Source organism: Microtetraspora sp. NBRC 13810, from assembly GCF_030268685.1.
Classification (GTDB): Bacteria; Actinomycetota; Actinomycetes; order Streptosporangiales; family Streptosporangiaceae; genus BSRQ01.
In genome coordinates this window covers 19549-33839 of the sequence record NZ_BSRQ01000007.1, presented here as the reverse complement: position 1 = coordinate 33839, position 14291 = coordinate 19549, and the positions used below count along the sequence as shown (strand labels likewise).

Annotated in this window: 16 protein-coding genes; 6 read left to right on the top strand and 10 right to left on the bottom strand. The window is 72.5% G+C overall.

Annotated features, from left to right (window positions below; translation table 11 throughout):
- Window positions 1-152: 152 nt before the first annotated feature.
- The gene (locus QSK26_RS15715) at window positions 153-1910 is read left to right on the top strand and encodes a hypothetical protein (RefSeq protein ID WP_285775870.1); all 1758 of its coding nucleotides are present in this window, start codon (window positions 153-155) and stop codon (window positions 1908-1910) included.
- Between the two features lie 103 nt (window positions 1911-2013).
- Here the strand turns inward: QSK26_RS15715 and QSK26_RS15710 are convergent, their stop codons facing one another.
- Window positions 2014-2853, bottom strand: a complete 840-nt coding sequence (locus tag QSK26_RS15710) for an SAM-dependent methyltransferase (RefSeq protein ID WP_502888708.1) — start codon at window positions 2851-2853, stop codon at window positions 2014-2016.
- Between the two features lie 235 nt (window positions 2854-3088).
- On the opposite strand from QSK26_RS15710, the gene QSK26_RS15705 reads away from it, so the two are divergent.
- Both QSK26_RS15705 and QSK26_RS15700 read left to right on the top strand, forming a co-directional pair.
- Window positions 3089-3247 carry a hypothetical protein gene (locus QSK26_RS15705; protein ID WP_285775869.1) on the top strand — a complete coding sequence of 53 codons (159 nt, stop codon included), beginning with the start codon at window positions 3089-3091 and terminating at the stop codon, window positions 3245-3247.
- 260 nt (window positions 3248-3507) lie between these two features.
- Complete coding sequence (locus QSK26_RS15700) at window positions 3508-4119, top strand: mismatch-specific DNA-glycosylase (RefSeq protein WP_285775868.1); 612 nt, start codon at window positions 3508-3510, stop codon at window positions 4117-4119.
- A 102-nt stretch (window positions 4120-4221) separates the two neighbouring features.
- On the opposite strand, the gene QSK26_RS15695 is transcribed toward QSK26_RS15700, so the two are convergent.
- From QSK26_RS15695 to QSK26_RS15665, 7 genes are all read right to left on the bottom strand, one after another.
- Window positions 4222-4851, bottom strand: coding sequence for a DUF899 domain-containing protein (locus QSK26_RS15695; protein ID WP_285775867.1), 630 nt, complete (start codon window positions 4849-4851; stop codon window positions 4222-4224).
- Between the two features lie 62 nt (window positions 4852-4913).
- The gene (locus tag QSK26_RS15690) at window positions 4914-5108 is read right to left on the bottom strand and encodes a ferredoxin (RefSeq protein WP_285775866.1); all 195 of its coding nucleotides are present in this window, start codon (window positions 5106-5108) and stop codon (window positions 4914-4916) included.
- Window positions 5109-5137: 29 nt separating this feature from the next.
- Complete coding sequence (locus QSK26_RS15685) at window positions 5138-6349, bottom strand: cytochrome P450 (RefSeq protein ID WP_285775865.1); 1212 nt, start codon at window positions 6347-6349, stop codon at window positions 5138-5140.
- 26 nt (window positions 6350-6375) lie between these two features.
- The gene (locus QSK26_RS15680; RefSeq protein ID WP_285775864.1) at window positions 6376-7560 is read right to left on the bottom strand and encodes an NAD(P)/FAD-dependent oxidoreductase; all 1185 of its coding nucleotides are present in this window, start codon (window positions 7558-7560) and stop codon (window positions 6376-6378) included.
- Window positions 7557-7757: a ferredoxin gene (locus QSK26_RS15675; RefSeq protein ID WP_285775863.1), complete on the bottom strand. Its 201-nt coding sequence runs from the start codon at window positions 7755-7757 to the stop codon at window positions 7557-7559. The genes QSK26_RS15680 and QSK26_RS15675 overlap by 4 nt, the downstream gene beginning before the upstream one ends.
- On the bottom strand, window positions 7754-8422 hold the full coding sequence (locus QSK26_RS15670; protein WP_285775862.1) for a TetR/AcrR family transcriptional regulator: 669 nt from the start codon (window positions 8420-8422) through the stop codon (window positions 7754-7756). Before QSK26_RS15670 ends, QSK26_RS15675 begins: the two co-directional genes overlap by 4 nt.
- Window positions 8416-9630, bottom strand: a complete 1215-nt coding sequence (locus QSK26_RS15665; protein WP_285775861.1) for a cytochrome P450 — start codon at window positions 9628-9630, stop codon at window positions 8416-8418. The genes QSK26_RS15670 and QSK26_RS15665 overlap by 7 nt, the downstream gene beginning before the upstream one ends.
- Before the next feature lie 210 nt (window positions 9631-9840).
- Here QSK26_RS15665 and QSK26_RS15660 point away from each other — a divergent pair, with 210 nt between their 5' ends.
- Window positions 9841-10404, top strand: coding sequence for a dihydrofolate reductase family protein (locus QSK26_RS15660; RefSeq protein ID WP_285775860.1), 564 nt, complete (start codon window positions 9841-9843; stop codon window positions 10402-10404).
- A 27-nt stretch (window positions 10405-10431) separates the two neighbouring features.
- Here the strand turns inward: QSK26_RS15660 and QSK26_RS15655 are convergent, their stop codons facing one another.
- Both QSK26_RS15655 and QSK26_RS15650 read right to left on the bottom strand, forming a co-directional pair.
- Window positions 10432-11115, bottom strand: a complete 684-nt coding sequence (locus tag QSK26_RS15655) for a GlxA family transcriptional regulator (RefSeq protein WP_285776167.1) — start codon at window positions 11113-11115, stop codon at window positions 10432-10434.
- A 9-nt stretch (window positions 11116-11124) separates the two neighbouring features.
- A complete protein-coding gene (locus QSK26_RS15650; protein ID WP_285775859.1) occupies window positions 11125-12000 on the bottom strand; it encodes a LysR family transcriptional regulator in 876 nt (291 codons plus the stop codon).
- Window positions 12001-12106: 106 nt separating this feature from the next.
- On the opposite strand from QSK26_RS15650, the gene QSK26_RS15645 reads away from it, so the two are divergent.
- Both QSK26_RS15645 and QSK26_RS15640 read left to right on the top strand, forming a co-directional pair.
- Complete coding sequence (locus tag QSK26_RS15645) at window positions 12107-13045, top strand: DMT family transporter (RefSeq protein WP_285775858.1); 939 nt, start codon at window positions 12107-12109, stop codon at window positions 13043-13045.
- 7 nt (window positions 13046-13052) lie between these two features.
- A complete protein-coding gene (locus QSK26_RS15640; protein ID WP_285775857.1) occupies window positions 13053-14288 on the top strand; it encodes an MFS transporter in 1236 nt (411 codons plus the stop codon).
- Window positions 14289-14291 lie beyond the last annotated feature (3 nt).

The window sequence follows — 14291 nt, the reverse complement described above, 5'->3', positions numbered from 1 at the left end:
AAGCCGGCACGCTTTCAATCATGTGTGTAGCGAGTTCCAGACCTGTTCAGGTTTTCCGGTGAGTAATGCCGGCATACGCACATGACTCCGCCAGGCCCGGATCACCCTTTTTGGCAGGGAACGGCAGGCGGAATACCATTCGGGAGAAAATCGTGAAGGCACAAGAGCACCTGAAAGGCGTCGCCGACCCCGATTTCCTGGCCCTCGGGCTCGGCGGGACGAACATGATGTCCATGCTGTGGACGGTGGCGACCGGTCACCGGGCGGTCGGCGTGGAGATGCGCGGCGACCCGTTCCTCGGGGTGCACTGGAACATCCGGGTCGACCTGTACCACCAACTGGGCCTGATCGACCGGATGATGTGGGAGCGGTACGGGCCGGAGGGGGTGCCCGCGCGCGACGACGGGAGCCCCTTACGCCTGGCGGACTGCTTCTACGGCGTCGGCACGGTCTCCGGTGACGTCATCGCGGACACCATCATCGACGGGTACGACCGGGACCAGCACATCGTCGGGACCATCCAGCACGTCGAGTTCATCGACGACCGGTGGCGGAACGGCCTGCCCGAGCGCGTCATCACGGTGCTCGACCCGCCCCGCCCGCCGGACCACCCGGACGCCGGGGAGATCCGTTCCGACATGGCCGAGGTGCTCGACGGCCCGTCCACGTTCCAGGCCGAGGCGTCCTCCGTGCTGCTGCTCCTGCGGCGGTACCTGGAGCGGATCGAGCGGATGGACCTGGAGAGCGGGCGCGAGCCGCGGGTCCGGCTCTTCACCCGGCACCGGGTGGTCACGACGGAGGGGGACGGGTTCGTCCACCTTCCCGACGGCCGCAGGCGGATCCGCATCGAGGCGCTCCAGGAACTGGACTTCAAGGGGCGGTTCGTCCGGGTACGGGCTCCTGGCAGCGAGGTCATCGACATCGGCGTGCCCGAGCTCTTCATGATCGCCCAGGGGTTCGACAGCGGCGACGCGAAGCGGCTCGGATTCGAGCAGCGGGACGTGGCGATCGACCACGGGGACGGCCGCGGGCCGGTGGTGGCCCAGGCGGACTACCTGGCGGGCCTGCTCGAAGTGCTGGTCGACGGGCGGCTGCGGCGGCGCATCTCCTCGGAGTTCGACGAGGACGGGAAGGAGTACTGGGTCCGGCAGATCGCCGTCGGGCACGAGAACGACCCCGAGGTGGGCTGGGTGCTGGTCCAGATCCCCGACTTCAAGAGCCTCGACCCGATCGAGGCGGGACTCGTGCCCGAGGGCACCGACCCGGAGTCCGCCGAGTTCTTCGCCGCCTACCAGCACCTGGTGTACGACTTCTACCTCGAACAGTGCGCGGACGTGCTCGAACTGCCCAAGGAGAGCCTGGAGAAGGTCCAGATGCTCTACGGGCCCAAGCTGTTCAGCCTGGTCGAGCGGGTGGGCGACGACGCGCTCGTCGCGGCCAACGGCGTCGTCGCCGGTGACTCCTTCGGCAACGGGCACTTCCTGACCAGCGGCGGCGCCATGACGGGCATGATCGGGCACAGCGCCCGGGTGCTCGGCTACTGGCGGGCGCGCGAGTCGGGAACCACCCCCGCCGAGGCGATCCGCGAGCTGGCCGAGGCCATCAAGGAGGACACCGCCGCCTGGCTGCGCGTCAGCAGCCAGGAGTTCAGCCAGGCGGTCCCGATCAACTTCGGCGCGCGGCGCATCCGGGAGATCACCGCGGCGAGCGGCATCGACACCGCCGCGCGGGCGCACGCCGTCGACGCCACCCGGCGCAGGCGTCACTCGCTGCTGCCCCTCGACCCCTCCGACTGGCGGCGCCTGTTCATCCGCAACGGGCAGGTGCTGTCGGCTCCGCTCCCCGGCCTGCGTCCCACGCATCCGGCCGCGTCCCGGCCGGTCACCCGCAGGCGCCCGGTCCGGCCGTGACCACCTGCACGCACCCGCCTGCCGGAAACCGTCCGCGAGCCGCCCGAGCCGTCCGAGCCGTCCACGGGCCGCCGGTGCGCCCCCCGTCCGCAAGCTCCGACGCTCAGGGCTTGCGGGCGACGCCTCCCCAGCAGGCGACGTCGGCGGGGGCGCCCCACGGGTTGGGGTCCGGCCGCCATCTCGTGACGGGCACGACGCCGGGGTCCAGCAGTTCCAGGCCCTCGAAGTAGCCCGCGATGGCCTGCGGGCTGCGGGGGATGTAGGGGACCGCGCCGCTCTTCGCGTGACCGTGCATGGCCGTGACGTACGCCGGGTCGGTGTCGGTGCCGTCGTAGAGGGCCAGGTAACTGCCGGAGGGCAGCGCCGCGGTCAGCCGCCGGACGATCGACCGAGTCTCGTCGTAGTCGCCGACCAGGCCCAGGATGCCCATCAGCATGAGCGCGGTGGGACGGGAGAAGTCCAGCGTCTTCGCGGCCTCCCGCAGGATGAGGGCGGGGTCGCGCACGTCCGCCTGGATGTAGTCGGTGGCGCCCTCGGGAGTGCTGGTGAGCAGCGCCTCGGCGTGCACCAGCACCAGGGGGTCGTTGTCCACGTAGACGATCCGCGACGTGGGCGCCATCCCCTGGGCGACCTCGTGCGTGTTGTTCACCGTGGGCAGGCCGGTGCCGATGTCGAGGAACTGGCGGATGCCGGCGTCCTGGGCCAGGAAACGTACGGCACGGGTGAGCATGTGCCGGGAGTGCCGGGCGATGTCCACCATGCCGGGGAACACCTGGAGGACCCTGCCGCCCGCCTCCCGGTCCACCGGGTAGTTGTCCTTGCCGCCCAGCAGCCAGTTCCAGATCCGGGCCGAGTGCGGCACGGTCGAATCGATGTCCACTACCGCGCGCCCCGCGCCGCCGGGCCCGGACACCGGAGTCGAGGGGGATAGGTCGTCGGCCACGAAGGCTCCTCTCAAGTCGGCTCTGCTGGGAGGGTACGCCTGTTCCGGCCAAAGGGTGATCTTCGGCCGCTCGGGTGGCCGTGGTCCCCGGGGCAGGGGTCCGGAAGTGATTGCGTGGGAGACGATCGCCACGTTCTGCGGCACGACGACTGCGCCCCGGACCTGTTCCGGCGCCCTCGCCCGCGCTTTCCGTCGGAGACGGTCACCGCAGGGCCTGTCCCGCCACGACGCGCACGTGAGCTGGTGGATGTCCAGGCGGCTGCCCGTCCGCGACCACGAGGCCCACTGGGCCGAGCAGGAGTGCTGGATCAAGCCCATGCGGGTCGCCGTCGCGGCCACGCTCGCCAGCGCGGCGACGGTAGGTGGCGCGGCCACGCTCGTTGGCGGTCTGTGACGCGGTGGCGGTCGGCGGCGCGGCCTCGGCGGGGCGCGGCCAAGTTCGGCGGCCTGCGCGCGGGCACGTCGGCACGCGGCGTCGGCACGCGGCGTCGAAGTTGACGGTGACCTCGCATGTGGCGGGCGCATGGTCTGGGGTGGTGAGACGGTGGCGGGCGCACGGCCTGGGATGGTGAGACGGTGGCGGACGCAGGGCCGGGGGTGGTGAGACGGTGGGATGCTGGGCTTGTCCGGAGTTCTGGGGAAGGGAGCGTGGGTGTGCGGTTCACCCGTGCCGAGTTGGAGGCGTTTCGCGGGGGCACGTTGCCCGATCTGCTGGGGCCGGGGGTTCGGCTGCTCTTCGTCGGCATCAACCCCGGGCTCTGGACGGTCGCCGCGCAGGCCCACTTCGGCCGGCGGGGCAACCGCTTCTACCCTGCGCTGTTCCGGGCCGGGATCGTGGACCGGCCGATCGACGCGTCGGCGGGCTTCGCGGCCGACGACGTCGCGCACCTGAAGGCGCAGGGGATCGGCATCACCAACCTGGTCGCCCGGGCGACCGCGCGGGCCGACGAGCTCGGCGCCGAGGAACTGGCCGCGGGAGGCCGCGCTCTGGCCGGGCGGATCCCGCTCATCGGCCCGGAGGTGGTGGCGATCCTGGGCATCACCGCCTACCGCACCGCGTTCGCCCGCCCGGGAGCCGTCGTCGGACGGCAGCCCGAAGACCTGGGCGGCGCCCGGCTCTGGGTCGTCCCCAACCCCAGCGGCCTGAACGCCCACGCCACCCTCGACACCCTCGCCGCCACCTACCGGGAGGTCGCGGTCGCCGCCGGAGTCCCGGTCTTCGACGCGCCCCCGCCGGGCACGCCGACGGAACTCGGGCGGGTGTGACGCCGCAGGCCACGCCGACGAAGGCCGGGCGGGTGTGATGCAGGCGGGCGGAGCCTGGGCGGGGGTGGTGCCGCCGGGGCTCCGCGGGGTCGTGCGGCTTGCCTATCCGTAGGTGGGGTGTTGCGGCCAGCCGGGCGGGGAGTCCTCCCACTCCTCCTGCCTGCCGTACGCGGTCAGGTCGAGGATGCTGTGGGTGAACACGAGCCGGTCCACGCCGCGCGAGGTGGTGCTGTAAGTCCGGTAGACGTCGTCGCCGTCGCGCAGGAACGCGCTGAGCATGAAGCCGCGCCCGGCGCCGCAGTCGTCCGCGAACGACGTGCCGTGCGACGACACGAACGGCAGCGTCCACCCCTTCTCCGCCTTGTACGCCTCGATCTGGGCGAGCGGCATGTTCGACACCGTCACCCAGGTGACCCCCTGCTTGGCCAGGCCGGCCAGGCCGGTCGCCGGGACGTTGGCGGTGAACTTGGTGCAACCCGGGCAGTAGCGGCCGGGCCCGAGGTCCATGAACTGGTAGACGACCAGCTGGTCACGGCCCTCGAACAGGTCGAGCAGGGTCCTGGGCCCGGTCGGGGTGTCGAACGCGTAACCGCCGGCGAACCTGACCATCGGGAGGCGTCGCCGCCGCGCGGCGAGCGCGTCCAGGGCGCGGGTGGCTTCCTTCTCCGCTTTGAGTAGCTCGTCGCGGGCGTGCTGCCACTCCGCGGCCGAGACGATCTCCGGTTTCTCCATCGTTCGATTGTGCCTTCGGGGTCCGACAAAACCCCGGATCGGCGACCGTGAGGGGGGTACCGTCACTCCTCGACGTGGATGGCCAGCGCCGGGCACACGGCCGCGGCCTGGCGGACGTCGGCGGCCAGCCCGGCGGGCGGGCTGGGGTCGAGCAGCACCACGACGCCGTCCTCGTCGCGCTGGTCGAAGACGTCCATGGCGGCCGTCACGCACTGACCGGAGGCGACGCACCTGTCCTGGTCGATGGTTATCTTCATCTGGTCCTCTTGGTGACTGATAGGGGAGATCACCAGGTCACGGGGAGCTCGTAGACCCCGTAGACCTGCCCGTCGTGCTTGAACGGGATCTGGTCGAGTTCGGCCGCCAGGCGCAGCGTGGGGATGCGCCGGTAGAGCGTGCTGTAGACGACCTGGAGCTCCATCCGGGCGAGCGGCTGGCCGAGGCACTGGTGCACTCCGAAGCCGAAGGCCACGTGGAGGCGGGCGTCGCGCCGGATGTCCAGCTCGTCAGGGTCGGGGAAGGCCGTGGCGTCGCGGTTGGCGATGTCGTTGGGCATGATCAGCCCGTCGCCGGCGCGGATGACCTGGCCGGCGATCTCGATGTCCTCCAGCGCGACGCGGCGGCGTCCGCTGTGGGTGATGTTCAGGTAGCGCAGCAACTCCTCCACCGCCCCGGCGACCAGCTTCGGGTCGTCGCCGTCGCGCAGCAGGGCGAGCTGGTGCGGGTGCTGGAGCAGGGCGAGGGTACCGAGGGCGATCATGTTCGCGGTGGTCTCGTGCCCGGCGACGAGCAGCAGGACGCCCATCTGGGCGGCTTCCCGCCGGGACAGCTCGCCGGCCTTGACCCGGTAGGCCAGCCGGGACAGCAGGTCGTCGCCCGGCTCGGCGAGTTTGCGCGCCACCAGCGCGTCGAGGTACTCGTTCAACCGGCCGACGGACGCGGTCCGCTCCTCCAGCGTCGAACTGCGCCTGATGAGGATCTTGCTGTTGTCCTGGAAGAAACCGTGGTCGGCGTACGGCACGCCGAGCAGCTCGCAGATCACCAGCGAGGGCACCGGCAGGGCGAACGCCTCGACCAGGTCGACGGGCCTGGGCCCGGCCAGCAGGTCGTCGATGAGATCGTCCGTGATCTTCTGCACGGCCGGGCGCATCGCCTCCACCCGCTTCACGGCGAACGGCGCCGTCACCATCCGGCGCAGCCGGGCGTGCTCGGGGTCGTCCATCATGATGAAACTCAGGCCGCCGCCGCCTCTGTACGGGGTCTGGCCCGGGTAGCCGGGGCGGGAGATGTCGGCGCTGACCCTCGGGTCGGCCAGCAGGGCCCGCTGCTCGGCGTGCCGGGTGACCAGCCACGGCGTGCTGCCGTCCCACAGCCTGACCTTCGCGAGCGGGCCGGGTCCCTGCAGGGCGCGCAGCGCCGGCGGCGGGTCGAAGGGACAGCCCGCCGCCCTGGCGCCGGGGAACTCCGGGATGCCGGCCGGGTTCAGCGTTTCGGTCATCGCTTCACTCCTTTCGAAGCGGCCCGTCACCGCGCCGGAGCCAGACCGGCGATATCGCCGATCTCCGCGCGGCGCAGACGGGCTTGTTTGGGCATGTTCCAGCCGAGGACGGCGGTGGTCCTGCCGTCGCGGCGGTAGAGCGCGACGAAGCGGCGGCCGGCCGGGTCGCCCTCCACGACGGTCACCTCCGCGTCGGCGGACGGCGTCCCGTACACGTGGATCCTGGCGTCGAACTGGTCGGTCCAGAAGTAGGGGATCGGCCGGTACGGCTGGTCCGCGCCGAGGATGTTGGCCGCGACGAGACCGGCCTGTTCGATGGCGTTGGTCCGGTTCTCCAGCCGGATCAGGCCCCCGGCCGTGTCGTGATGCCAGCGGGCCACGTCGCCGGCCGCGTAGACGCCCTCGGCCGCGCGGCAGCGGGAGTCGCACACCAGCCCGCCGTCCAGCCGCAGGCCGCTGCCGGTGAGCCAGCCGGTCGCCGGGGCGGCTCCCATCGCGACCACGACCACGTCGGCCGGCAGCACCTCGCCGGTCTCCAGGCGCACGCCCGTGACCCGCCCGCCGTGCCCGGCGAGCCCGCCGACCGCGGTGCCGAGCCGCAGGCGGACCCCGTGCTCGGCGTGCAGCCCGGCCAGTTGCCCCGCGACCACCGGTCCGAGATGGCCGGCCAGCGGCGCCGGTTGCGGCCCGGCCATGGTGACGTCCAGTCCCATGCCTCGCGCGGTGGCGGCGATCTCGGCGCCGAGCACCCCCTCGCCGACGACCACGCACCGCGAGGCCGCCAGCAGGTCCGCGCGCAGCGCCAGCGCGTCGTCCAGGGTGCGCAGCGTGTGCACCCCGGACAGCGCGTCCTGCCCGGGGAGGGGGCGTGCCCGCAGCCCGGTGGCCACGACGACGGCGTCGGCGCGCAGCGCACGCCCGGACGCGGTGTGCACGGTGCGGGTGCCGGCGTCCAGGCCGGTGGCCGCGTCGCCGAGCAGGAACTCGGCGTCCAGCGCCGCCAGTGCCGCCTGGGGCCGGAGCAGCGCCCGGCCGGGATCCCAGGCGCCGGCCAGGACCTGCTTGGACAGCGGCGGCCGGTCGTAGGGCAGGTGCGGCTCGGCGCCCAGGACGCGCAGCGCGCCCTGGTAGCCCTGGCGGCGCAGCGCCTCGGCGGTGGCCAGCCCGGCGGCGGAGGCGCCGACCACCAGGACGCTCGCAGGCACGTTCACCCGCTCTCGTCCAGCTCGATGGCGGACGCGGGGCAGACGGCGGCGGCCTCACGCACCGATGCGCGCAGGTGCTCGCCCGGCTCCGCCGTCAGCAGGATGACGATGCCGTCGTCCTCGCGCTGGTCGAAGACCTCCGGCGCGAGCAGCACGCACTGCCCGGCGCCGCAGCACCTGTCCTCGTCCACAATGATCTTCACTGGGTGTCTCCTTCCCGCTGGTCCGGGGTGACGGGCGCCGACCACAGCCCGACGATCGCGTCGATCAGCCCGGTCGCGACGCCGTACCAGCTGGAGCGGGGGGTCGGCCTGCCGTCGGCCAGGGCGCGCTCGTGCTCGGCGCAGACGTGCACGAGCAGGTGGGTGGTCATGTCGATGCGCTCGGCGCGCACCGCGTCCGGCAACGTGGGCAGGAAGCGGTGCAGCTCCTCGACGATCCGCACGAGGGAGGGCGAGGTGAGGGCCTCGTCGATCACGATGTCGCGCAGGGTCGGGTCGGGCACCACCTGGGCGCAGAACCGGGCGTACCAGGTGGGGCTTCCCAGGGCGGCCAGGTGCTCGGTGGACGGGCGCACCAGGCAGGCCACCCAGTCCCGCATCTCGGTGGAGCCTTCGGTCTCGGCCAGCATGCGGCGGCGGTTGTGCTCGATCAGATCCGCGTTCTTGCGCAGGATCGCCCGGATGAGGTCCGCCTTGGTGCCGAAGTGGTAGCCGACCGCGGCGTTGTTGCCCTGCCCGGCGGCCTCGCTGACCTGCCGGTTGGACACCGCGAACACCCCGTGCTCGGCGAACAGCCGCTCGGCCGCCGTCAGGATCTGTTCTCGTGTCGCGCTGGCCCGCTCGGCCCGGACGGCCACGGTCACCACCGCACCGGAAGCTCGCGCAGCCCGCCGACGATCAGCCCGTCGAGGCGGTGCAGCTCCCCCACCGGCACGGCGAGCTCCAGGGTCGGGAGCTTGCGGAGCAGCACCTCGAGGACGACCTGAAGCTCGGTGCGGGCCAGCGACTGCCCGATGCACGAGTGCGCTCCGGCGCCGAAGGCCAGGTGCGGGTTCGGGGTGCGGCCGAGGTCCATGTCGCCGGCGGTGTCGAAGACGCTCTCGTCCCGGTTGGCCGACGCCATGCTGCACACCACGGTCGTGCCGCGCGGCAGCAGCGTGCCGCTGATCTCCACCTCCTCGCCCAGGTAACGCGGCATGCCGAAGCCGGGGTTGGCGTCGAACCGCAGCGCCTCCTCCACCGCCGGGCGCACCAGCGACGGGTCCGCGAGCAGCCGCTCCCACCGCCGCCGGTCGGCCAGCAGCATGCCGACCATCTTGCCGATCATGTTGGCCGTGGTCTCGTGCCCGGCCACCAGCAGACCCTGGCCGGTGGCCACCAGCGCCCCGTCGGGCAGCCCGCCGCCCTCGGCGTCGCTGCTCCTGATCAGCTCGCTGAGCAGATCGTCGCCCGGCTCCGCCCGCCTGGCGGCGACGTGGGCGGCCATGTACGTCACGAACTCGGCCTGCGCCGCGTCGATCTCCGCCTGGCCGTACCTGGTCAGGTTGAGCAGCGTGTCCGACCAGTAGGAGAACCTGTCCCGGTCGGCGGCGGGGACCCCGAGCAGATCGCAGATCACGTACACCGGCAGCGGGAAGCCGAGGCTCGCCTTGAGGTCCGCCGGTCGGCCCAGGGCGACCATCTCGTCGACGAGCCGCTCGGCCATCGCCTCGATCGAGGGCCGCAGCGCGATCATGCGCTTGGCCGTGAACCACTTGCCGACCATGCGCCGCCAGTGCTGGTGCCCCTCGCCGCCCTGCGGGATCGAATTCCCCAGGCCGCCGTTGAACACCCCGCCGGACTCCGAGAGGCGGGCCGCGTCGTCGGCGGTGAGCTGCCGGGTGAACCGGGGATCGGACAACACCTGCCTGACGTCTTCGTATCGGGTCAGCAGCGTCGCCTCGTCACCGCTGGGCAGCCGCACCCTGGCCACGGGGCACCCCTGCCGCAACCGCTCCCACTCCGCGGGCGGCTCCAGCGCCGCCTCGCTCGGAATCGGATAGCTCAGCACCTGCTCGCCGTCACTCCGGCTCACCACGGCCTCCTCCGAATCGACTGTCACTGTACGGCCAGTAAATCCGTCTTGTTAGCTTAAGTCAAGCGATTGATTTAAACTTGCCCAACCGGGTGAGCGTGATCACCGTCGGGAAGCCGTAAACAATTCGTAAACGGGCTCCGCCAAGCTGTGGGCACAGCAGAACGGCGGGCCGGACGGACCGCCGCCCAACCCGAAGGGAAGCACGCCGTGCGCAAGTTCAGGCTCCAGGTCCAGACCACCGTCGACGGCTACATGGCCGACCCGAACGGCGAGATGAACTGGATGACGTTCCCGTGGACCGACGACATCAACGCGTACCTCGACGCGCTCACCGAGCAGGTCGACTGCATCGTGCTGGGGCGCAGGCTCGCCGAGGGGTTCATCCCCGCCTGGGCGTCCGGGCCCGAGGGTGAGAGCAAGGAGACCATCGCCATGATGAACGACACGCCCAAGGTCGTGATCTCGAACTCGCTCACCGAGTCGCCCTGGGAGAACGCCGTCGTCGCCGGCGGCGATCTCACCGAGACCGTGAACCGGCTCAAGGCCCAGCCGGGCGGCGACATGATCGCCTACGGCGGCGGCACGCTCGTGTCGGAGCTGATCGCCCGGGAACTGCTCGACGAGATCCACCTGCTCGTCAACCCGACCGCGATCGGCGCCGGCATGCCCGTGTTCGCCGACACCGGCGCACACCAGCGGCTGCGTCTCGTCAGCGCCCAGCCGTTCGAGTGCGGGATCACGGCGCTGCACTACGCGCCGAAGCGCTCCTGACCCCCTGGCGGGGCCGGACCCCGCCGGTCAGAGCGAGCCGATGAGTTCGTCCGCGTCGAGGCCGCCGGGTCTCGTGGTGCGGAACCGGTCGCGGTAGGCGCCGGGGCTGACGCCGAGTTCGCGGACGAACAACCGGCGGAGCGACTCCGCGGAGCCGAGGCCGGTGCGCTGCGCGATCGTCGCGAGCGTGTCGTTCCCCGACAGCAGCAGGTTGCCGGCCGCCTCCAGCCGGATCTTGTCCAGGAAGTGGAGGGGGCTCTGCCCGGTCTCCGCGGCGAAGACGCGCGACAGGTGCCGGACGCTGACCCCGGCGACCTGGGCCAGCGAGGTCAGGGTGTGGTTCCCCGCGGGGTCGGCGGTGATCTCGTCCATCACCACCCGGACCGTGCCGTGCGCCGACTGGATCGCCTCAAGCCGGACGCTGAACTGCGACTGGTCGCCGGGACGGGCCATGAACACGACGAGTTCGCGGGCGACGTCCCGGGCGAACTCCGCGCCGAGATCATCTTCGATGAGCGAGATCGACAGGTCGATGCCCGCCGTCACGCCGGCCGAGGTGACGAATCTCCCGTCCCGCACGAAGAGGGCGGCCTTCTCCACCCGCACGGCCGGGAACGCCTGGGCGAGCCGGTCGGCGTAACGCCAGTGGGTCGTCGCGCGGCGGCCGTTGAGCAGGCCGGTCGACGCCAGGGTGAACGCCCCCGCGCAGATCGCGTGCCGCTACGGCGTGGCCAGCTCGCGGAGGGCGGTGAGGAACTCGTCGAGGGCGGGCTGGCCCAGGGAGGTCTCCCTGACCGCCGTGTGGATGGCCCTGACCGGCTCCGGGCCGTCGAGCTCGCGGACGACGACGGCGGGATGGGGGCGGGCCAGCCCCATCTCCGGGACCAGCGTCACGCCGAGCCCGGCCGCGACGAACGCCTGGGCCGTGGTGTAGTCCTCGCTCTCCACGACGAACTCCGGGCGGGACCCCGTCACCGCGATGCACCCCTCCAGCATGGCGTCCAGGCAGGGGCCGGGCCGCTCGCTGCAGATCCACGGCTCGTCGGCCAGGTCGGTCAGCCGCAGCACGGGGGCCGAGGCCAGCCGGTGGCCGGCGGGCAGCACGGCGCGGTAGGGGTCGTCGAGCAGGTGGTCCAGCCGGACGCCCTCGTGCACCTGGTCCTGCGGCCGGACCACGATGGCCAGGTCGGCCCGTCCCTGCAGCACCTCGGGCAGCGGGTCTTCGGGATCGGTCATCTTCAGGACGATCTGCACATCCGGCCGTTCCCGGTGGAAACGGGCGAGCGCCGGCGCCACCAGAGTGGCGCCCGCGGTGGCGAAGTAGCGGATCGACAGCCGCCCGGTGCGGCCCTCCCGCAGGTCGGCCAGCGCCGCCTCCGCCTCGGCCACCTGCTGGCCGATGACGGCCGCGTGCCCGGCGAGCAGCCGGCCCGCGGTCGTCGGCTGCACGCCGCGGCCCACCCGTTCGAGCAGGGCCATGCCGGCCTGCTTCTCCAGCGCCGCGACCTGCTGGCTGATCGCGGACGGGGTGTAACCCAGTGCCGCCGCCGCGGCGGTCACCGACCCGCTGGTGACGACCGCGTGGAGAACCTGCATACGCCGCGCATCAAGCATGTAGGGCAGCTTAAAGGTTGTTACACAACTTTGCACTTGTCCTGTCGCTTTCGGCTGCGGCAACGTTCATCGGGACGGGAGGTGAACGATGATCGGCAGGACATGGACGCGCGTCGCCGTGCTCGCCCTGCTCTGGGGTTCGGCGTTCCTGTGGATCAGGATCGCCCTGGACCACGGGCTGAGCCCGGCGCAGGTCACCGTCGCCCGTTCGGCCTTCGGCGCCGCGGCGCTCCTCGTCCTGGCCCGGCTGGGCGGTCGCGGCCTTCCACGTGACCGGGCGACCTGGGGACGGCTCGTCGTGGCCGCCTTCTTCTGCAACGCCCTGCCGTTCCTGCTCTTCGCGGTCGGCGTCGGGTCCACGAGCTCCGGCCTGGCCGGGGTGCTCAACGCGACGACCCCGCTGTGGTCGCTGCTCATCGGCATCGCCGTCGGTACCGACCGCGGACTGCGCCCGGTACGCCTGGCCGGGCTGCTGCTCGGATTCGCGGGCACGTTGCTGATCTTCGCCCCCTGGCAGGAGGGCGGGCCGCCGGGCTGGGGCGCCCTGGCCATGCTCGGCGGCGCGGCCAGCTATGCCGTGGCCTTCGCCTACATGGGACGCCGGCTCGCCGGCAGGGGAGACCCCGTCGCGCTCTCGGCGGCCCAGCTTCTGGCGGCCACCGCCCTGAGCACGCCGGCCCTGGCCGCCGGCGGCGCCGTACCGGTACAAGCCGACCTCACCGCCCTGGTCGCCGTCGTCGTCCTGGGCGTCTTCAGCACCGGGCTCACCTTCTACCTCAACTTCCGGCTCATCGCGGACGAGGGCGCGACCAGCGCCGCCGTCGTCGGCTACCTGCTGCCGGTCGTCTCGGTGACGCTGGGCGCGCTCGTGCTCGGCGAGGACCTCACCCTCCGCGTCATCGCCGGGATGGCCGTCGTCCTCCTCGGAGTCGGGCTGAGCCGCCGATCGCCGTCCCACCCGGCCCCGCCGGACACCCGCGCGCGTCCGCGAGACCACCGCGGCCACACCGGTTCCCTCACCGATTGAACGGACCATGCACCCCAGTTCCCCCTGGCAGGCCGCGGGCTTCCGCGTCCTGTTCACCGCGTCCACGCTCAGCCAGGCCGGCACCAACATCGGCTACGTCGCCCTTCCCCTGATCGCGGTCTCCGCGCTGGACGCGAGCCCCGGCCAGGTCGGGGCGCTGGCCACGCTGAGCACGATCGCCTTCCTGGTCATCGGCCTGCCCGCCGGGGCGTGGATGGACCGGATGTCCCACCGGCACGTGCTGATCGGCGCCGATCTGACCCGCGCGGTGCTGTCCGCCTCGCTGCCCGTGGCGTGGTGGCTGGACGTGCTCACCCTGGAACAGCTGTACGTGGTCGCCGCGCTGACCGGCTGCGCCACCGTGTTCTTCGACGTCGGCTCGCAGAGCGTGCTGCCGGGACTGGTGGGCAGGGACGGTCTCGTCGCGGCCAACTCGGCCATGATGAGCCTCATCGCCGTCGGCAACGTGGCCGGGCGGGGGGCGGGCGGCGGCCTCGTCCAGTTGCTCACCGCGCCGGTGGCCACGGCCTGCACGGCCGCCGCGTACCTGGTCTCGGCCGTGCGGCTCACCGCGCTGCCCGCCACCCCGCCGCCGCGCCCGGCCGCCCGGCCCGCCCGGCTGCGCACGCAGATCGCGGAGGGGGTGCGGCACGTGCTGGGCGCCGCGGAACTGCGCGCCCTGGCGTTCACCGCCACCCTGAACAACTTCGGCTCCCAGATCGTCAACACCATGCTGCCGGTGCTCTTCGTCCGCGAACTCGGCTTCCCGCCGGCGGCGCTGGGCCTGTTCTGGGCGGTGGGCGGTGTCGGGCTGCTCCTCGGCGCCCGCTGCGCGCGTCCCGTCGCCGAGCGGCTCGGCCACGGCCGGGCGCTGGCGGTCGTCGGCCTCTGCCTGGCGCCCGCCGGGCTGTTCCTGCCGTTCATCGACCGCGGCGCCGGACTGTGGCTGGCCGGGGCGGGTTACCTGCTGGCGATGTTCAAGACGGGCATGGACAACGTGCTCGGGGTCAGCCTGCGGCAGCGCATGACGCCGGACTCCCTCCTCGGCCGGATGAACGCCACCTTCCGCACCCTGCTGACCGGTGCGCTCGCGGTCGGGTCGGCCGTGGCCGGCCTGATCGGCGAGCTGGCCGGGGTGCGGGTCACGCTGTGGGTGGGCGCCTGCGTCCTCGCGACGGCCTTCCTGCCGGTCTTCCTCTCCCCGCTCCGCACGAGACGCGAACTCGACGTGACCGCGAGCTGAGCG